General features: G+C 34.7%; 16 protein-coding genes. 3 read left to right on the top strand and 13 right to left on the bottom strand.

Translation table 11 applies throughout. The features are described 5' to 3' along the window. Positions 1-24 precede the first annotated feature (24 nt). Both DFQ05_RS03835 and aroC read right to left on the bottom strand, forming a co-directional pair. On the bottom strand, positions 25-549 hold the full coding sequence (locus DFQ05_RS03835) for a hypothetical protein (RefSeq protein ID WP_132703730.1): 525 nt from the start codon (positions 547-549) through the stop codon (positions 25-27). Between the two features lie 71 nt (positions 550-620). Continuing rightward, entirely contained in the window at positions 621-1,691 is a 1,071-nt protein-coding gene (gene aroC, locus DFQ05_RS03830; RefSeq protein ID WP_132703728.1) for a chorismate synthase, read from the bottom strand. Positions 1,692-1,879: 188 nt separating this feature from the next. Here aroC and DFQ05_RS03825 point away from each other — a divergent pair, with 188 nt between their 5' ends. Next, positions 1,880-2,719: a UDP-2,3-diacylglucosamine diphosphatase gene (locus DFQ05_RS03825; RefSeq protein WP_132703726.1), complete on the top strand. Its 840-nt coding sequence runs from the start codon at positions 1,880-1,882 to the stop codon at positions 2,717-2,719. On the opposite strand, the gene DFQ05_RS03820 is transcribed toward DFQ05_RS03825, so the two are convergent. Continuing rightward, complete coding sequence (locus tag DFQ05_RS03820) at positions 2,720-5,614, bottom strand: FAD-binding and (Fe-S)-binding domain-containing protein (RefSeq protein ID WP_132703724.1); 2,895 nt, start codon at positions 5,612-5,614, stop codon at positions 2,720-2,722. Positions 5,615-5,725: 111 nt separating this feature from the next. Here DFQ05_RS03820 and DFQ05_RS03815 point away from each other — a divergent pair, with 111 nt between their 5' ends. Further along, entirely contained in the window at positions 5,726-6,202 is a 477-nt protein-coding gene (locus DFQ05_RS03815; protein ID WP_132703722.1) for a hypothetical protein, read from the top strand. 44 nt (positions 6,203-6,246) lie between these two features. Here DFQ05_RS03815 and bshA read toward each other — a convergent pair whose 3' ends face one another. From bshA to DFQ05_RS03765, 10 genes are all read right to left on the bottom strand, one after another. Further along, positions 6,247-7,383, bottom strand: coding sequence for an N-acetyl-alpha-D-glucosaminyl L-malate synthase BshA (bshA, locus tag DFQ05_RS03810; protein ID WP_132703720.1), 1,137 nt, complete (start codon positions 7,381-7,383; stop codon positions 6,247-6,249). 85 nt (positions 7,384-7,468) lie between these two features. Further along, positions 7,469-10,426: a serine hydrolase domain-containing protein gene (locus DFQ05_RS03805; protein ID WP_132703718.1), complete on the bottom strand. Its 2,958-nt coding sequence runs from the start codon at positions 10,424-10,426 to the stop codon at positions 7,469-7,471. A gap of 123 nt (positions 10,427-10,549) precedes the next feature. Then, complete coding sequence (gene serB, locus DFQ05_RS03800) at positions 10,550-11,773, bottom strand: phosphoserine phosphatase SerB (RefSeq protein ID WP_132703716.1); 1,224 nt, start codon at positions 11,771-11,773, stop codon at positions 10,550-10,552. 118 nt (positions 11,774-11,891) lie between these two features. Further along, positions 11,892-12,374, bottom strand: coding sequence for an ABC transporter ATPase (locus DFQ05_RS03795; protein WP_132703714.1), 483 nt, complete (start codon positions 12,372-12,374; stop codon positions 11,892-11,894). A 7-nt stretch (positions 12,375-12,381) separates the two neighbouring features. Then, positions 12,382-12,573 carry a hypothetical protein gene (locus DFQ05_RS03790; RefSeq protein ID WP_132703712.1) on the bottom strand — a complete coding sequence of 64 codons (192 nt, stop codon included), beginning with the start codon at positions 12,571-12,573 and terminating at the stop codon, positions 12,382-12,384. A 48-nt stretch (positions 12,574-12,621) separates the two neighbouring features. Further along, the gene (locus DFQ05_RS03785) at positions 12,622-13,407 is read right to left on the bottom strand and encodes a (Fe-S)-binding protein (RefSeq protein ID WP_132703710.1); all 786 of its coding nucleotides are present in this window, start codon (positions 13,405-13,407) and stop codon (positions 12,622-12,624) included. A 3-nt stretch (positions 13,408-13,410) separates the two neighbouring features. Beyond that, on the bottom strand, positions 13,411-14,046 hold the full coding sequence (locus DFQ05_RS03780; protein ID WP_132703708.1) for a hypothetical protein: 636 nt from the start codon (positions 14,044-14,046) through the stop codon (positions 13,411-13,413). A gap of 3 nt (positions 14,047-14,049) precedes the next feature. Further along, positions 14,050-15,354, bottom strand: coding sequence for a 4Fe-4S dicluster domain-containing protein (locus DFQ05_RS03775; RefSeq protein WP_132704160.1), 1,305 nt, complete (start codon positions 15,352-15,354; stop codon positions 14,050-14,052). Positions 15,355-15,363: 9 nt separating this feature from the next. Further along, complete coding sequence (locus DFQ05_RS03770; RefSeq protein WP_132703706.1) at positions 15,364-16,311, bottom strand: MlaD family protein; 948 nt, start codon at positions 16,309-16,311, stop codon at positions 15,364-15,366. 59 nt (positions 16,312-16,370) lie between these two features. Beyond that, positions 16,371-17,477 (bottom strand): N-acetylmuramoyl-L-alanine amidase, encoded by a 1,107-nt coding sequence (locus DFQ05_RS03765; protein ID WP_132703704.1) that lies wholly within the window; start codon positions 17,475-17,477, stop codon positions 16,371-16,373. Between the two features lie 113 nt (positions 17,478-17,590). Between DFQ05_RS03765 and DFQ05_RS03760 the strand changes: the two genes are divergently transcribed. Then, the gene (locus DFQ05_RS03760; RefSeq protein WP_132703702.1) at positions 17,591-20,380 is read left to right on the top strand and encodes a putative LPS assembly protein LptD; all 2,790 of its coding nucleotides are present in this window, start codon (positions 17,591-17,593) and stop codon (positions 20,378-20,380) included. Positions 20,381-20,520 lie beyond the last annotated feature (140 nt).

The following is a 20,520-nucleotide window of genomic DNA, read 5'->3' as shown; positions in this document are numbered from 1 at the left end:
TAATGCTTAACTTTTTTAAATAAATTATAACTTATAAGTGTCAAAGATGCTTTGATAATCTATATTTTCTTTATTATTTACTATTACTCCAAAAGACCTTAAGTTGTGACTTACTACATAATGAGTGAAATAATGACTAAATTCGTTGAAGTCTTTTTTAAACTTAACTTTAATAATTTCAGCTAATCCGTAATCTAAAAAGGTACTCTCAATTTTTTCATATTTTATACCATAGGTTTCATAATCTACATCAAATGCATCTTCCAACATACTTGTATAAATATGTTGCATTTCTTTAGACATTTTAAAATAATTATTGGGATGAAAAGTAATACTGTTTTCGTGATTTAAAGTATCAGCAAATATTTCGACAAGTCCTCCAATACGATTTAAACCTTTGAATCTTTGAATTTCTCTTTCTGTATAGGCATCTCTTCCCAAGGAATCTTTTATCTTTTTTATATAATCATCAACTGAAATTCTCTTATAGCTTTTTGGAATTGGGAAATTTCTATTCAAAAATTTAATCTTTTGAAGATTAATATTCATATCTGCTTTTTCCGACTCACAAGATGTTAGAAAAAAAATAAAAGAAAATATTAAAAAAAAACGCATAAACACTACCAATCCTTAGTTTCTTGTCGTCTGAGTAACATATAATCTGCAATAACCAATGCCGCCATAGCTTCGACAATAGGTACTGCACGAGGTACGACACATGGGTCGTGACGTCCTTTACCTTGCATCTCTACAGTTTCGCCTGAGCTATTTATAGTTTCTTGCTTTTGCAAGGTTGTGGCAACTGGCTTAAATGCCACTCTAAAATAGATATCCATGCCATTACTTATGCCACCTTGCACACCGCCAGATAAGTTGGTTTGCGTGCTTCCATCTTCGTTAAACTTGTCGTTATGCTCGCTACCTTTCATTTTAGCACCACAAAAACCACTGCCATATTCAAAACCTTTTACAGCATTTATAGATAACATTGCCTTGCCTAATTCGGCATGGAGTTTATCAAAAACTGGTTCGCCTATTCCTGCCGGAACATTCTGAATGACACACATAATAGTACCACCAATCGTATCCCCTTGTTTTTTTACTTCGGAAACTTTTGCAATCATTTTCTCAGCAGTAGCTGCATCAGGACAACGAATGTCATTAGATTCAATTTTAGAAAAATCTAAGTCTTGATACGGCTTATCAATAAAAATATCACCCACCGAAGATGTGAATGCGTTTATCTTAACGTGCTTTAAAAACTGTTTTGCAATGGCACCAGCCACTACTCTACAGGCAGTTTCTCGTGCGGAACTACGTCCGCCACCGCGATAATCGCGCACACCATATTTTTTATCGTAGGTGTAGTCGGCATGGCTTGGGCGATACACATCTTTTATATGCGAATAGTCTTTTGACTTTTGGTTTGTATTATGTATCAAAAACCCTATAGGCGTTCCTGTTGTTTTGCCTTCAAAAATACCCGAATAAAACTCAACTTCGTCCGCTTCCTTTCGTTGTGTTACAATTTTAGATTGTCCTGGTTTTCGACGGTTCATTTCGTGCTGAATAGCTTCGAAATCGAGCGTTATTCCAGCGGGACAACCGTCTATAACACCACCAATTGCTTTACCATGCGATTCACCAAACGTGGTGAGTTTAAATAACTTTCCGAAGGAATTTCCTGCCATTAAAAATTTATTTTACGCTAATGTAATTCTTTATGAATACAATTTAAAATGCATAGATCAATTTTACAAATCGGTTTAAGTTTTAACTGGTAACTTTTTAATAACAATTCCCTTAACCAGAGTTAATTATGGATTAACGGTTAAGATACATTGGTGTATGTTATTTGCATCTATAAAAATCGATTGATTTGAATCTAAAACGAAAACTAGATGTTGTTGTTATTTCGGATGTTCATTTGGGAACTTTCGGATGTAATGCCAAAAAACTACTGAATTATCTAAATAGCATTGAACCCAAGCATATTGTTTTAAATGGTGATATTATTGATATATGGCAATTTAAAAAACGCTATTTCCCTAAGTCGCACCTTAAAGTTATTAAGAAAATAATGAGTTTTTCTGCCAACGGTACTAAAGTAAGTTACGTGACAGGAAACCATGACGAAATGCTAAGGAAATTTACAAATACCCAGATAGGTAATATTTCTATTGTTAACAAATTGTTACTTGATTTAGACGGAAAAAAGACTTGGATTTTTCATGGCGATGTATTCGATATTTCTATTCAGAGAGCAAAGTGGTTAGCCAAACTTGGTGGTTGGGGTTATGATTTTTTAATTGTCTTAAACCGCCTTGTAAATTGGTATTTGCAAAAACGTGGAAAAGAGCGTTATTCTTTTTCAAAAAAAATTAAGAGTAATATAAAAGGCGCTGTTAAATACATCTCGGATTTTGAAAAAACAGCATCCGATTTAGCTATAGAGAATAATTACAATTATGTGATTTGTGGACATATCCATCAGCCTTCTATTGAAGTTAAATCGAACAAAAAAGGCAGTGTTACTTATTTGAATTCTGGAGATTGGGTAGAAAATTTTACCGCACTAGAATATAGATTGAAACGATGGAAATTATATTATTATTCTAAAGATAAACTATTGCCTTTTGCTCCAGACGAGGAGCTTAAAGAAATGAGCGTTAAAGATTTAATAGCAGCAATTACCATCGTGAAAAACGAGGAAGAGTAACTATAGTAATGCTTCTTTAAGAATTGTAATTGGATGCTTTGCAATAACTCCAGTACCATCTTTTATTTGGTGACGACAACTTGTGCCATTTGCCGCGATTAAGGTCTCTCCTGAAGCTTTTCGCACTGCTGGGAACAAAGTTTGTTCGCCTATTTGCATGCTAATGTCGTATTTATCCTTTTCGTAACCAAAGCTGCCGGCCATACCGCAACATCCACTTGGTATAATTGTAACGTTGTAGTTTTCGGGTAGATTAAGAACATCGAAACTAGACTTTTGATTAGCTAATGCTTTCTGGTGGCAATGTCCGTGAAATTTAATTGTTCTGGCTTCTTTTGTAAATTGTTCGGAATTGATACGTCCAAGTTCGATTTCTTGCTGAATAAATTCTTCAATCAAAAAGGTGTTTTTTGCAATGGATTTAGCCGCCTCTTTATCATCAGCAAGTTTTATATACTCGTCACGAAAGGTTAATATAGCTGAAGGTTCTATACCAACTAAGGGTGTCTCTGTTGAAACTAAATCTTTGAAAACCGATACATTCTTATTAGCTAATTCTTTGGCTTCTTCTAAAAAACCTTTGGATAAATGGCTTCGCCCACTTTCTAAATGATTAACAAACTGCACATTATAATTCAGTTTTTTAAGTAGAATTATTGCATCATTAGCAATATGAGATTCTAGATGATTAATAAACTCATCAATAAAGACATACACCGTTTTTATACCCAAAGCCAGTGACTTATAACTGGTTTGATTGAAAGGTCTTGTAAACTTGGGTAGACTTCGCTTAGTATGTACACCAAGAAATCTTTTTATTATACTAGAGGCAAAATTGCTTTGAAAAACGGCATTAGCTAGACTAGGCATTTTAGAGCCCAATTTGTTATACTTCGTGGCACTGGCAAAGAACTTATCTTTAACAGAAAACCCATTAGCTTTTTGGTATTGGTATTGAAACTCTGCTTTTAAACTTGCAACATCTACACTACTCGGACACTCGCTAGCACAAGCTTTGCAGCTTAGACATAAGTCAAAAACCTCTTTTAATTCTTTATGATTGAATTTATTCTCTTTTTCTGATGTGGTAAGAAACTCTCTTAATGCATTTGCGCGAGCTCTTGTGGTGTCTTTTTCATTTTGTGTTGCTCTATAACTTGGACACATTGTTCCTCCAAACTCAGGAAGTTTTCTACAATCTCCAGAGCCATTACATTTTTCAGCTTCACGAAGAATCCCTTGTGATGCTGAAAAATCTAGCATTGTACCTATTACTGGCTCCTTTCTATCAACTTCATATCTCAAATTTTTATCCATTGGTAAAGCATTAACTATTTTACCTGGATTAAAAATAGTGTTAGGGTCGAAAGCAGTTTTAATTCGTTTTAAAATCTGATAGTTTTGTTCGCCAATCATTAAAGGAATAAATTCCGCACGCACAATGCCATCGCCATGCTCTCCAGACATGGAACCCTTATATTTTTTAACTAAGTGCGCTACATCCGTCGTTATTTTTCGGAATAAAGAAACATCCTCTGAAGTTTTTAAATTTAAGATAGGACGTAAATGAATTTCGCCGGCACCTGCATGCGCGTAGTACACAGCATTTTGCTTATAGGATTTCATAATGGCAGTAAACTCCGATATAAAATCGCTTAAATCATCTAATGTAACAGCAGTATCTTCTATACAAGCCACTGCTTTTTTATCACCTATCATGTTACCTAAAAGGCCTAATCCAGCTTTACGAAGTTCCATAGCCTTGGTTATGTCCGCGCCTTTGAGGATTGGATAAGCATAAGCCAAATTTTGCGATTTTACGGTATCTAAAAATTCATTTATAAGATGCTCTAAACCTTCGTTTGCCTTTAATTCACACATTAAAATGGCAACAGGTTCACCTTCAATAAAGATTCTATTTTTCTGTTGTGTTTTATTGTGTTTGGTAAGATTTAATATGGTGTTATCCATCATCTCACAGGTGTGCAAATTGTGCTTCATTAAAGCCTTAACCGAAGACATGCAGTCCTCTATACTTTTATAATGAAGTGCAATCATAACATTATCCGTCGGTGGCAAATCGTCTAATTGCAGTGTGATTTCGGTTGTAAATGCTAGCGTTCCTTCACTTCCTGCCAATAGCTTACACATGTTAAAATCTGCAGAATCGTTTTCGGTAAAGACATCTGTATTTATTAATTCGTCAATGGCATAACCTGTGTTTCTACGATGTATTTCTGGCTTTGGGAATTCTTTTCTAATAGTATCGTGAACGTCTGCCAGCGACAATTCTTCATAAATGGTCTTATATATAGAACCTTCTAGATTGTTTTGTTGGGTTTTCTTAAAAAACTCGTCTTTTGTTATTGGCGAAAATTCGGCATCAGAACCATCACTCAGAATGGTCTTTAGCTTAAAAACTTTATCTCGTGTAACTCCATATTTTATAGATGTTGTGCCAGAAGAATTATTACCGACCATCCCGCCAATCATGCAGCGATTGGATGTAGAAGTGTTAGGCCCAAAAAACAAACCGTATGGCTTTAAATAATTATTTAGCTCGTCTCTTACAACACCTGGCTGTACAGTAACTGTTTTTTTTGCCACATCTAGATTAATAATTTTATTGAAATATTTCGAAACATCGACAATAATACCATCTCCTACACATTGCCCAGCGAGAGAAGTTCCTGCTGTTCTGGGTATTAAAGAGGTGTTATTAGTGGCAGCAAAATGAATAAGGCGTTTTATGTCTTCAGTATCTTTTGGTAAAGCTACGGCAAGTGGTATTATTTTATAGACGGATGCATCCGTAGCGTAAATGCGACGTATTAAGTCGTCCGTAAAAAGTTCGCCTTTAAAGTTTGATTTTAAGTCTTTTAAACCTTCTATCATTATAACTTATGTCAGAAATTCTGTTTATAAAAAATTCTTAATAGCTAATATAAATTAAGTTTTGGCGTTATTTTTGAATAAAGAACTAAAATCATTAAAAAACGATACATTATGAAAAAATTATTTTTAACAGTTTTTGCAGCTATAGGCTGTTTATTTTTTACCAATGCACAAGAAATAGCAGATAACGCCATAGGTTTAAGATTAGGCGATAGTGATGGTCTCGGAGCGGAGGTTTCTTATCAAAGATATCTTGGGGATAACAACCGATTGGAAGTAGATTTAGGTTGGCGAACTGGAAATAGCTTTGACGGTTTTAAGCTCGCTGGTTTGTACCAATGGGTATGGAATTTAGATGGTAACTTTAACTGGTACGCTGGTGCAGGTGGTGGTGTTGGGTCCTATGATTTTGATGCTCCTATTAATGATAGTGAAACCTTTTTCTTTGCTGCTGGTGATATTGGGATAGAATATAATTTTGATATCCCGCTGTTATTATCATTAGACTTTAGACCAGAAATTGGTTTTGGTGATTTTAATGACGATTTGGATTTTGATATTGCGCTAGGCATACGTTATCAATTCTAAATATCAATCGATAAATAAAAAAGTCATCCACTTGGATGACTTTTTTATTTTACAAAACAATCAGCCAATGTTTCTTTGTATATGGCTTCATATTTTGGAACAATTTTATGTAAATCGAAATTTAAAGACTGTTTCTGTGCGTTAATTTTGAATTGTGCTAAAACGTCATCATCTTTTAAAATTTCTAAAGCATTTTTTGTCATCTCTTTTATATTACCCACAGGACTTAGATACCCCGAAAAACCATTTTTATTAACCTCTGGTAAACCGCCTCTATCAGAGGATATTACAGGAACACTTGAAGCCATAGCTTCTAACGCTGCTAAACCAAAACTCTCGGTTTCCGATGGTAATAAGAATAAATCGCTAAAGCAAAGTATCCTATCAATTTCGTTACTATTGCCTAAGAAAACAACCTTATCACTTATTCCTAATTCTTCAACTAGAATTTCTGCCGGCTCTTTCTCAGGACCTTCCCCAACCATCATTAACTTGGCAGGAATCTCTCTCTGAATATTGTAAAAAACCTTTATGACATCTGGGATGTTCTTTACTTCTCTAAAATTACTTATGTGTGTAACTATACGCTCTTCCTCTAAAGCCATCATACTGCGCTGACAATCCGTAAAGTTTGGTTGATGCTTTTCTAAATCTATGAAATTAGGAACGACTTCAATTTCCTTTTTAATATTAAAAAGACGAAGAGTATCTTGCTTTAAACTTTCTGAAACTGATGTCACTGCATTGGATTTATTTATACTAAACGTCACAGCAGGCTTGTAAAATGGGTGGCTTCCTACAAGGGTGATATCGGTACCATGCAGCGTGGTTACGATAGGCACATAAATGCCTTCGTCTTTTAACATCTGTTGTGCCATATAAGCGGCATAAGCATGAGGTATGGCATAATGAACGTGTAGCAATTCGATTCCATGGAGTTTTACCATATCAACCAATTTGCTAGACAACGCTAATTCGTAAGGCTGATAATGAAATAAAGGATATTCAGGCACATGAACTTCGTGAAAATGAACATTCTTACTTAACAACTCTAAACGTACTGGCTGTTTATATGTTATAAAATGAATATCATGGCCACGTTTAGACAGTTCTAAACCTAGTTCTGTAGCTACAACACCGCTTCCTCCAAATGTGGGATAACAAACAATTCCTATCTTCATTAATAATAATTTACGATAGCTAATTTAAAGGTTTTGACTAATTGTTATTGAATGAATACAAGTTTTAACTTATAATTAGAACTTACTAGTCGATGATGGCCTCATAAATTAAACGCTGAATTTCTGTTCTAATATTTTCGCGAAGTAATCGATTTTTACCAGCCTTAGGGTAAGTTCTATTGGCTAAAAATATATAAACAATTTCCTCTTCTGGATCTGCCCAAGCATAGGTGCCAGTAAAACCAGAATGTCCAAAACTAGTCATGGAAATACAACCACAAGTTGGTCCTTCTTCTCCTAGCTGTGGTTTATCGAAACCCACACCTCTTCTGTTGTCTTTATGGCAGAAATGGCACTTATTAAATTCTTCTAGCGTTGTAGTTTTAAAATAACGTTTACCACCATAAAAGCCTTTTTGCAAATACATCTGCATCAGTTTAGCTACATCGTTAGCATTACTAAAAACTCCAGCATGACCACCTACACCATCTTGCATAGCTGCTCCCATATCATGCACATAACCATGGACTTTTTGATATCTAAAGTACTCATCTATTTCTGTAGGGACAATGTCTTTTAGACTAAATTTCTCTCTAGGTCTATATGTTGTGTAGTTGGCTCCGATGGACTGATAGAAGTGGTCTTGTACTAATTCGTCTAAACCTTTGTTATAATATTTTTCTAAATACTGTTTAAGAATATAATATGGTAAATCGCTATATCTGTAACGTAATGTAGATAACAAATCTGTGTCTTTAATAATTTGATTTATGGAATCTTTGTAGTCATTTCGCATAAAGAGCTTATCTGTAACTTCTACATCATAAGACTTTCCTTTACTATTACGATACCACTTCTTTAAAGGTTTCCCTGTAACAGTATCTAATGTTTTTGCATAAAAGGGCACCCATGGTTTTAATCTAGCGTAGTGAGAGAGCATTTGTTTTATGGTAATATTCTCTTTGTTGGTGCCTTTATATTCTGGTAAAAGTTTTGATAGCTTAGTGTTTAGAGAAATGATATTCTTCTCTTTTAGCTCCATTATTAATGGCAGAGTAGCTAAAATCTTAGTTAAAGATGCAACATCATAGACATCATCAAAGTCAACTTTATTGGTTTTATTGTAAGTATGAAATCCAAAGTTTTTATTGTAAATCACCTTTCCTTTCCTTGCTACCAAAAGCTGTATACCTGGCGTCATCTGCTCATTAACTGCGTAATTTGCAATTGAATCTAGTTTTTTAAGTCTCTCCGAACTCATACCTACATCCTCTGGTAATCCATATGATAAGTTATTAAGTGCATTATAAGAAATACCCTGACCTACATTAAAATCAGGACCAGCCGAAACAGGCAATTTACCTTTAGCTCCAATTGCTCCAAAAATAAGTTGTGCTGATTTTTGTTGTGATATATCGCTATTCTGATAGCTCATTACAATAGACTCTATATTTTCTATAGTTTTAAAATCCATTAAGGCATATGGTCTAGCAAAAACATCTAAAACAACAGTATTAGTTCTTGCTATTTCGTAGAGCCATGTCAATTCTTTGCTAGAGAATTTGTATGATTTCCATGGATTTTCATTTGATTTATGAAAACCAACAACTACAGTATTATAATTTTTTAATTTCTCGATTAAATCTCCCAAATTATCAGCCGAAACTCTATGAATTTTTGTGTATTTCTTTAATTCAGAATAAAAAGTGGTTCCTACATCATCACCAAGACTTACATAAGCTATTTTTTTAGTTTCTAAATCTCGTAATGGTAATAAGTCGTTTTTGTTTTTTAATACTGTTATTGCTTCTTCTAGTAGCCTTCCGTATAAAACATCATCCTTAATTCTATTAATATCACTATGGACGCCACGCTCAATGAGGGGTTTGTAATTATGAAGACCAACCTTATATTTAGCCATTAAAATCTTCTTTACCGAGTGTGCCAATCGCTCTTCTGTAATTTCTCCTTTTTCAATAGCCCCAATAATCTTCTCAATGCCTTTTGGAACGTTTTCTGACATTAACATTACATCATTTCCTGCTTTAAAAGCCATGAGGTCTATTTCACCAGATGTATCAAACGATGCACTCGACGCGCCATCGACTGAAGCTTTAATGAAATCGGCAGCACCTTTCATGGTAAGCGCGTCTGTAAAAATTAAACCTTTAAATCCTAATTCATTTTTCAATATATCTGTTACCACATATTTAGATAATGACGTCGGTAATCCGTTTTGAATATTTAATCCAGGAATATTTAAATGCGCCACCATAACACTCGACAGACCGTCTTTTATAAGTTTCCTGTAAGGATATAATTCTATAGAATCTATGCGCTGTTTATTAAAGTTTACTGTTGGTAAGGTTATATGGGAGTCTGCATCTGTATCGCCATGTCCAGGGAAATGTTTTGCGTTGGCTAAAACACCAGCAGCCTGCATACCTTTCATAAATGCAGCTGCTTTTTCTGTAACATTAATCTTGTCTTCTCCGAACGAGCGATTACCGATAATTGGATTTTTTGGGTTTGTATTTATGTCTACAACTGGCGCAAAATTAAAATGAACGCCAACTCGTTTACAGTGCTCTCCTATTTGATAGCCTGTTTGTTCTATAAGTTGATTATTAGAAACTGCACCAAGCGTCATATTCCAAGGAAAAGCGTAGGTGGAATCTAGTCGCATATTTAATCCCCATTCGGCATCCATACCTATTAAAAGCGGTACTTTAGCAAGTGATTGTAAATTGTTATCCATCCGTATTTGTCGGCTAGGGCCACCTTTAGAATAAATAATACCGCCGATATGGTAATTGGTAATTAATGCCGAAATTTCGTTTTCGTGTTTATAGCCTTTATTAGAAAATGCTTGTACCATAAATAATTGTCCAACACGCTCTTGAATACTCATGGTATTATAAATGCTATCAACCCATTTAGCCTGAGCTTCAATATCTTCTGCTAATAAGGGGTTAGGAGTTTGGTTTTGGGCTTTACAAAAGGAAGTAAAAAGTAAAAATATAATAAAAGCAATACGCTGCATACACTTGTTTTTTTCTAAACTATTCTTATAACGAATACTATGCCAAATTAGCATAATTAAAAACAAGTAAAAAGACTTTAAGATAGATTTATAAAGGAATTAATTAACATCTATGACTTCAATTTAATCCACCAAATCAATATGTCTATCGTGATAACCTAGTAAATACAAAACGCCATCTAAGCCTATGCTAGAAATTGAACTTTGAGCATTATCTTTTACTTTAGGTTTTGCGTGAAAAGCGATACCTAAACCAGCTAAATTTAACATGGGTAAATCATTGGCACCATCGCCCACAGCTATAGTTTGACTTATATCAATGCCTTCCTTAATTGCTAATTCTTTTAGATACTCTGCTTTTTTGTTGCCATCTACTATTTCGCCAATATAACCACCGGTGAGAACGCCATCTTTAATCTCTAATTCGTTGGCATAAACATAATCTATGTCTAATTTTTCTTTCAGATAATTTCCAAAATATGTAAAGCCTCCAGAAAGTATTGCAGTTTTAAAACCATAACTATGCAGCGTATCTACAAGACGTCTGGCGCCTTTTGTAATTGGTAATCGCTCTGCAACAGATTGTAAAACGTCTTCGGATAAACCTTTTAGAAGCTTCATGCGTCTTTCAAAACTTTCATTAAAATCTATTTCGCCTTGCATGGCTGACTCCGTAATTGCTCTAACTTCGTCACCAACACCCGCTAACTCTGCCAACTCGTCTATAACTTCTGTTTGAATTAATGTCGAATCCATATCAAAACAAACCAAGCGCCTGTTCCTCCTAAAAATATTATCTTCCTGAAATGCAATATCAACATCTAAATCCTTAGAAATTTCAATGAATTTTTCAGTTAAGTCTGATTTATTTTCAATTTTTCCTCTGATTGATAATTGAATTGATGCGCGTGGATACTCTTCTTCTCTTATTAAGGATAATCGGCCTGTAAGCCGTTTTATATTATCGATATTCAAGCCTTTTTCAGAAATAACACTTGTCACCTTCGAAATTTGTTCCGCCGCCAATTTTTCCCCGAGAATAGTAACAATGTATCGGTCTTTTCCTTGAAGATTAACCCACTTCTCATAATCTTCTAAAGAGATGGGTGTAAACTTTGCTGTAATCCCCAACTCATACGCTTTAAACAATAAGTCTTTTTGAACGGCCGAGGATTGACTTCCAGATTCAATTTCGAATAGCATTCCCAAAGACAGCGTATCGTGGATGTTGGCTTGCCCTATATCTAAAATCTTTGCACCGTATTGTGCTAAAACACTAGTTAAACTCGACGTTAGCCCAGGCTTATCTTGGCCAGAAATGTTAAGTAGAAAAATATCGGTTTTCAAGTAAACTAAGGGTTTAGAATTTAGACGTTGTAAATATGCTTAATCTCTTTGAAATAGTAAAATAAAACCGACTGCTATATTGATAAAAATAAAGCCGAAATGATAAACATTTTCTAAACTAAAGAAAACGACTATGCCAACTCTCGCTGGCTGGAACCTCCCAGTTTTCTTTAAACTCAGCTATATTAGTTACTAAATTATTAAAAACTATAGTGTTTTTAGAGACTGCCTTGTCTTTAGCCATTTTTTTAAAATCAATTAGTGACTTGTGGGCAATATAATCGCCTTGCTTGTAGGACACATTCATTTTGTCCATTAAATCCACATTGTAGTCTTTTTCTAATTGTTGAATAAAATGAACAGAAGCGTCAATAGAACAACCTGTTGCTGCATTTAAATTTTGATTAAGCGCTATGACAATAAAACGCTTATAAACCACTTTAAAGCCTGCTTGCAAATCTTGTCCATGAGCTGTCCAAGCGGTAATAAAGGCTTGAAGCTTCTCCGCTATTTCTTGAATTTCTACTTCTGAGAATGAACGATTAGCTTGGTATATCCAAATGCGTGATTCTTCAGGAAGTGTATCAAAATCTACTAGCATAGGTTTCTTAATCTTTAGATTTTTTATTCATGTAATAATAACGAAGCGCACCAGTAGCTGCAAAAAATAAAAACCAAATAGGAATCCAATTGTAATAAATCATTCCGTTTTTAAAATAGCTAATAACCAAAAGGACTAACGTAAATAGTACACCATTGCGTAAAGCTATCTTAAGCATTTGCTTTTCAGAACGATTCATTTTTATTTGATACGAATTTCACTAATTAACACTAATCAAAAGAAAAATCTATAAAGAATTTGCAATCACTTCTGCCACATCTAGAACTACTATGCTATCTTCTTTTTCTTTTGCTTTAATACCATCCGTCATCATTGTATTACAATACGGACAGCCTGTTGCAATTATATCTGGCGTAGTTTCTAAAGCTTGTTCAGTCCTTAAGATATTAACATCTTTATCTCCTTTTTCTGGTTCCTTAAACATTTGTGCGCCACCAGCACCACAGCATAACGCAAAACGTTTACTTTTTTTCATCTCCACCAAATTGGCATTAGATTTAGAAAGGACATTTCGTGGCGCATCGAACTCACTATTTGCACGTCCCAAGTAACATGGGTCGTGAAACGTTATTCGTTTGCCTTTGTATGTATCTCCTTTTACAGATAATCGTCCTTTGTCTATTAACTCTTTAATGTATTGGGTATGATGGATAACATCGTAAGCGCCACCTAAACTCGGATATTCATTTTTAATACAATTAAAGGAATGTGGGTCGCAGGTTACAATTCGTTTTATTTCGTAAGCATTTAAAACCTCAATATTCATCATGGCTTGCATCTGAAAAAGAAATTCATTCCCAGCACGTTTTGCGACGTCGCCAGTATTACTTTCTTCTGCGCCTAGAACCGCAAAATCTACGCCTGCATTGTTTAGAAGCTTTACAAACGCCCTTGTGATTTTTTTTGCTCTATCATCGTAACTACCAGCAGAACCCACCCAAAATAAAATTTCTGGTTGTTTGCCTTCTGCCATATATTCTGCCATTGTTGGCACTTTTAATTGCTCACTCATAGCTTAATTCTTTTTTTTAGATTCTAACTGAAGTTTCTGATAATAGTCCATAGACTTCTCCAAAACATCTACTGGTAACAAATCTGCGAAAATTGGTGAATTTGGGTCATAGTTAAGCATTTTCCATTCATCCTTGGTATCCTCATTTTTAATGAAAATTACTAGACGGTTAGGTGCTTTTACGTTGACCTTACTATTGTTTTCGAAAGAGGCTTCCATGCCTTGGAGCTTCATCATTTTAATCATCATGTCTTTGCCTTCGTCGTCAAACTCTTGCTTTTTAAATGTCATAGACATAAACATGTCATAACTCAAAAAAGCAAAATCGGTGCTATCATTTTCGGTCTTATAAATATCTGATAAAACATATTCTGGATTTTGCTTCGGGAGATCTACAGACATCTCTTCGGTTCCTTGAAACATAGAAACAAAAACCGTTTTCATTGTCTCTTTTGGGACAAGCTCAAAAATTTTAGGATAGGTCATATCCAACAAAGCATCGAAATCACGGTCGTTAGTGTACTGAAACATTTTGTCCGACAATTCTTTAAGCTCCGAGTTATTTGTCTGAGCAAATGAGTTTGCTACTACTGAAGAAAATGCCAGTAAAAGCAATAAAATCTTAAAATTCTTTTTCATAATTTATTCGTTAACCCAATTTAAGCGGTCTTGTTGATTGTAAGGCCAAGGTGCGCCGTTGTTTTCGATATTGGTCATCATATTATTTAATTCCATTGGCGCAGCACTTTCTTCCATAACCAAATAGCGACGCATGTCCATAATAATAGATAATGGGTCTATACTAACAGGGCAAGCTTCTACACAAGCATTACAGGTTGTGCACGCCCATAATTCTTCGTGTGTGATATAATCACCTAAAAGTTGTTTTCCATCATCCTTAAACTCGCCACCATTAGCGTCGATATTTTTACCAACTTCCACCAATCGGTCGCGGGTATCCATCATAATCTTACGTGGCGATAGTTTTTTTCCTGTTTGATTTGCCGGACACTCACTTGTACAACGTCCGCACTCCGTACAGGTATACGCATTAAGTAACTGAATACGATTTAAATCCATAACATCACTAGCACCAAACTTTGCTGGCTCTTCTGCATTATCATCTTCGGCAGGTGCTGCAAAAGGGTCAGCATTTGGGTCCATCATTAGTTTAACTTCTTTTGTTACAGCTTCAAGATTATTAAACTGTCCTTTTGGTGTTAACTTACCGTAAAAAGTGTTTGGAAAAGCTAAGAGAATATGTAAATGCTTAGAGAAATATAAATAATTTAAGAAGATTAAAATTCCAATGATATGCAGCCACCAAGCCGTTCTCTCTATTATGTGCAGTGTTTCAGCATTATCACCAAACCAAGGTGCGATAAATTGCGATACAACGTTGCCTGCTCCCATTTCTTGAAACGAGACATCCGTTGCATTCATCGTCAAAAACAGACACATTAAAACGACTTCGAAATACAGGATAATGTTACCATCATTTTTTGGCCAACCTTTTAAACTTTTAAAACGTTTAAGGTTTATCACATTTCGTCTTAACCAGAAGACGACGACAGCGACTAATACCAAAACAGCCAGTATTTCAAAACTTCCTATTAAAAATCCATAAACTGATTCTGGCAATACGCTTAGTCCTACACGATGTGTTCCGAAGAGTCCATCGATAATAATTTCTAAGACTTCGATATTAATAATTATAAAACCAACATAAACTATAATATGTAATATACCGGCTATTGGTCTAACCACCATTTTACTCTGTCCAAGCGCAATTCTAGCCATATTCTTCCAGCGTTCTGGCTTATTGTCACTAGCATCGACATCTCGTCCAAGCTTTATATTACGAATTAGTTTTTTTATGTTTCTTGCAAAATAGCCTACACCAGCTGCTAGGATTATTGCAAAAGCGATATTTGGTAAATATTGCATCATATAACGTTAGTTCTTTTGTAATTGGTCTTCTGTTGGGGCTTCGTAAGGAATTTCTTTTTTAGATAAAATACGTCTATATCGTGCAGGATGTAATTTTATGTCTAAAAGGAGTAATTCCATTTCTTTGCTCGCTGCTTCTAAATTATTATATAGCTTATCGTCTTTAAGAAGTTTTCCTAAAGAGCCTTCACCTTTTTCAAAACTATCTAATAACCCATTAATACTTAACAAGGTTTTATCGAAATCGCCAATAGTCTTTGACAATTCTGCTTTCTTTAAATCCTCTGATAATATTGAAAGATTAGCACTAGCCGTTTTAAAACTCTCCAAAGTTTCGGAAATTTTTTCGTCATTCGCCTTCACAACGTTTTGAATAGAAAAAGACAAATTTTTAAACGCCTTTAATGTTGCATTTAACTCTGCTATAGTAGCTTTTAAACCAGCATCTGTTTCATCTGAAACAAAATCGTTAAGACTTACCATCAGCGTATCCGCAGAGCGTAAAGTTTTATCTAGATTAGTGCTTAATCCTGAAAAATTATCTTTTAAAGAGCTTATTAGGCCAGGTTGAATTTCGGATTTTATAAAATCTCCCTTTTTTGCTTTTTCGCCTTCATAGGAGTCGATTACAGCCAAGGCATTGCCACCCATGATTCCTGTTTCGTAAAGTCTAATTTTTGATGATTTAGAAAACGATAACCTTGGGTCTACCGAAAACTCGACACGTGTCATTCCAGATTTAAAATCGTATTTAATATCCTCTACTTTGCCTACCACATTTCCTTTTATAGTTACAGGAGAAGACATGGTTAAGGCATTGTATTCGAATTCCGTATAAAATTGAACTTCGTCAGAGAATAAATCTTGTCCTTTTAGGTAGTTAAATAAGTATATAAAAAGTAGTACGCCTGATATAACAAGTACTGCTGTTTTAATTTCTCTAGAAATCTTCAATGGTCTTTTGTTTGGTTATTAGCAAAATTAGGAATAAAAAAATTAAGAAGCCTTTTAATTTATCTCCTTTTAAGCGCCTCCGTTACTGAGATTTTCTTTCCGTTTTTATAAGCCACAATAAAGCAAGAACCGTATCCCTTAGATTTAGCTTTCTCTTGAAGTATTTGGGCTTCTGTGTAATCTGAAGTTGACCCGAAATAATACTTATACATGTTACCGTTACTTTCCCGGCTTATGTCTGTTAAGCCATTAAAATTATAAGACTTTGGTTCTAGTTTACGTGAGCTTGCGGCAATTTGCACTTTAAATGTAACGTCTTTAATTATCTGTGATGATGCGTTGTTTGTTTCTGAAGATGAATTATCTAAATCAACTGAAAGATTTTCACCAATATTAGCTTCTAATTCTTTTTTATAATCGATAACGGCATCTTTAATGGCTTTTGCCATTTTAGATTGTCCTGTTTTGGTATTCAAAAATGCGCCTTCTTTTTTATTGGTTAAAAACCCTAATTCTACTAAAACACTTGGCATGTACGTATTACGTATAACTAACAAGCTTTTTTGCTTAAGACCTCTACTCTTTCGTTTTACTTTATTTTTAAACGCATCTTCAATTTTTTGGGCTAAAAGTATACTTTGCTCTACATAAACCTCTTGCTCTATTCCTATAGCAATTGTAGACTCAGGAGAGCTTGGATCAAAACCTGCATAATTCTTTTCGTAATCCTCTTCTAGAAAAATTACCTCATTTTCACGTTTTGCAAACTCGAAATTACGTTCTGTATTTTTTTCACCTAAAACCCAGGTTTCTGTACCGTATGGTTTTGGATTTGCCACAGAATTGCAATGGATAGACACAAACAAGTCTGCATCTGCCTTATTGGCAATATCGGCTCTTTTGTATAGAGGAATAAAAACATCTTTTTTTCTTGTATAAATTACTTTTACACCATCTAGTTTTTCTAATTCCTTTCCTAATTCTAAGACAACCTTTAATGCAATTTCTTTTTCCTTATGTCCGTTACCCAAATTACCATGGTCTTTACCGCCATGACCGGCATCTAATACCACAACAAATTGATTTTCTCGTGGCTGGGCAAACGTTAAAGATGTTATAAATACTACAAGAAGTAATACTAATATGTTAGGTGTGTTCGTTTTCATTTCAGTTTTACAACGGCAATGTTATGGTGTTTATTACTCTAATTTATTTGGCGCTATGTTATTAAAAACTTTAATTGCAATATTAAATCAATCACAAAAAAATTAATGTAATTTTGAGGTTTCAAAAACCGAGCCATAATTTTACAAAAATACTATTTAAAGGTTTGCGTACAAATAGCCTAAAATTACTTTTTGCCCTTAGTTTTACAGTGTTTATTAACACTTTTGGCTATTCACAGGATATTCCGCCTAAACAAGAGCCTATTCGTCCAAAAGAAACACCAAAACCAATAATTAAGGATACAACAAAAGCTTCTATTGATTCAATAATTAAACCGCCTTTAAATATTAAAGAAGTCGATTCTGTAAAAAACGATTCTATAAAAAAGCCGAAGGAGTTTCTCGAAGATGTAGTGACTTACAGTGCCGATGGCTATGTGTCCCTAAATAACAAAGAGAAAAAAATCTATTTATACGATAATGCTGTTGTTAAATACCAAGATATGGAGATAACAGCTGGTGTCATTGTAATTGATAATAATACTGGATTAATTTATGCTGGTCGTGTTAAAGATTCTACTGGTTATTCGCAACGACCCGTATTTACCCAAGCACAAAATAAGGTAGAACCAGATTCTATAATATTTAATAAGGATAACAAAAAGGCAATTATTTACAATTCTAGGACTGAAGATTCTGGTATGAATATTTTTGCGCCAGTAACAAAGCGTGAAAATGACTCGACCTTATTTATGAAAGATGCTAGGTTTACTACGGCAGAAAATTTAGATGACCCAGAATACCAGTTTATATCAGATAAAATAAAACTTGTTCCAGGAAAAAAAATTGTTGTAGGCCCAACATATATGGAAATCTATGGTGTACCAACACCTATTGCCCTTCCTTTTGCATATTTTCCGCTTAATAAAGACCAAAAATCAGGAATCATTTTTCCAACATTTGGAGAAGATACAGGAAGCGACCGTGGTTATTTTATCCAAAATGGTGGGTATTATTTTGCCATTAGCGACTATTTAGATTTGGCTGTTTTAGGTGATTATTACACCAACGGAAGTTATGGTGTTAGAGTTGAAAGCAATTATGCAAAGCGCTACAGATATAGTGGTAATGTGGCGATACGCTACGAAAATCTATTAACCAGCGAACGCGCCTTTCCAGATTTTACGCAAAACACCATTTACAATATAAGATGGTCTCATACACAAGATGCCAAAGCCAATCCAAATTCGAGATTTTCTGCTTCTGTAAATTTAGGTAGTAGTCAGTTTTTTAGACAGTCCATCAACCAAAATAACATCGTTAACTCTCAGAATAACACCTTGGCATCTTCCGTTTCATATTCTAAAACGTTTCCAGGAGAACCTCAGGTAAACTTAAATTTAACAGCGACCCACTCGCAAAATACCCAAACCGAAACAATTAACTTAACCTTGCCAACACTACAAGCTTCAGTTGGCCGTATTTTTCCTTTCGCGCCAAAGTCTGGCGCTAAGAAAGGTATTTTTCAGAATATCAACTTTCAATACAACTCGAGGGCAGAATATAGAATTACAACCACGGATAGTTTATTTGGAAAATCCGAGATGTTTGATGATGCTTTAGCAGGCATGCAACATTCCATTCCGATTTCTACAAATTTTAAAGTCTTCGATTATTTTAGTGTAAGTGCTAGTACAAATTTTCAAGAAAATTGGACGCTTAATACCATTAATAGACGTTTTGATGAAAATACGCAATCCGTTGTAACTACAGACATAAATGGTTTTGATAGTTTTAGAACCTATAATTTTAGTGCTAATATAGGTACAACATTATACGGTATGTTTAATTTTAAAAACGACAAAAACAATCCAAAGATTCAAGCCATTCGTCATGTCATGCGGCCATCTATAAGTTATACCATTCAGCCTGCTTTTGACCAGTTTTATGAAACCTATGACGTAATTGATGCTAACGGAAATACAACAGACACCGTAGAATATACTCGTTTTGAGCGTTCTATTTTTGGTGCACCAGGAAATCGCTATTCAAGCTCTATTGGTATTGATATTGGAAATAATTTTGAAGCCAAAGTACGCTCTAAAGATTCTACAGATGCAGAACCTAAAAAAATCACCTTAATTAATAACTTAAGCGTTAGCACACGTTACGATTTAGCTGCAGACTCTCTGGCCTTAGCTCCTGTACGTTTAAACGGTGGTTTAAAATTATTTAAAGATAAAATGAGCGTTAACTTCGGAGCTACATTAGACCCATATGCTTTAGACAATAACAATAATAAAATTAACACCTTTAATATTGATAACGGTGGAAGCCTCTTTAGATTAACCTCCGCAAATGTAAATATGAGTTATGCTTTAAGTAACGAAACATTTAGCAAAAAAGGTGAACCAGAAAATGACCAAAGGCGCCAAGACGAGGCGATCAGAGCCAATGGTCGTACAGACGATTTATTTGGTCGTACAGAAGATTTTTCTACCCGAATCTACACCGACGAAGACAGAGAACGCCAAAAAGAAAAAGAAGCCAACCTAAGTAATTACAACTACAAAATTCCTTGGAATTTACGATTGGCTTACGCGGTTAATTATAATAATACAAGGCGCGAAGACAGAATAGCATCGCACTCTTTAATGTTCTCTGGAGACATAGAAATATCTCCAAAATGGACAGTTGGCGCATCATCTGGTTATGACTTTTTAAACAAAGGATTTTCGTTTACACAATTACGTTTTGAGCGCGATTTATTAAGTTGGCGAATGAATTTCTCTTGGGTGCCGTTTAGTAACTTATCCTCTTGGAATTTCTTTATTGGTATTAAATCTAACTTCTTACAAGACCTTAAGTACGAGCAGCGTCGTCAACCAGACCAACGTTTATAAAACTTGTTTTGAAGACTATTTGTCTGTCAATATTAGCTCGTCACACCAAGTGTAAGCTAAGATAAACTAACTAATATTTAATTCTTAATTTTGAATAAACTTAGCTTGTCAGGTCGAGCGCAGTCGAGACCTCTCAACGG

Source organism: Winogradskyella wandonensis (assembly GCF_004346845.1).
Taxonomy (GTDB): Bacteria; Bacteroidota; Bacteroidia; order Flavobacteriales; family Flavobacteriaceae; genus Winogradskyella; species Winogradskyella wandonensis.
Note: the sequence above shows the minus strand (reverse complement) of the source record. Positions and strands in the feature narration are given on the sequence as shown.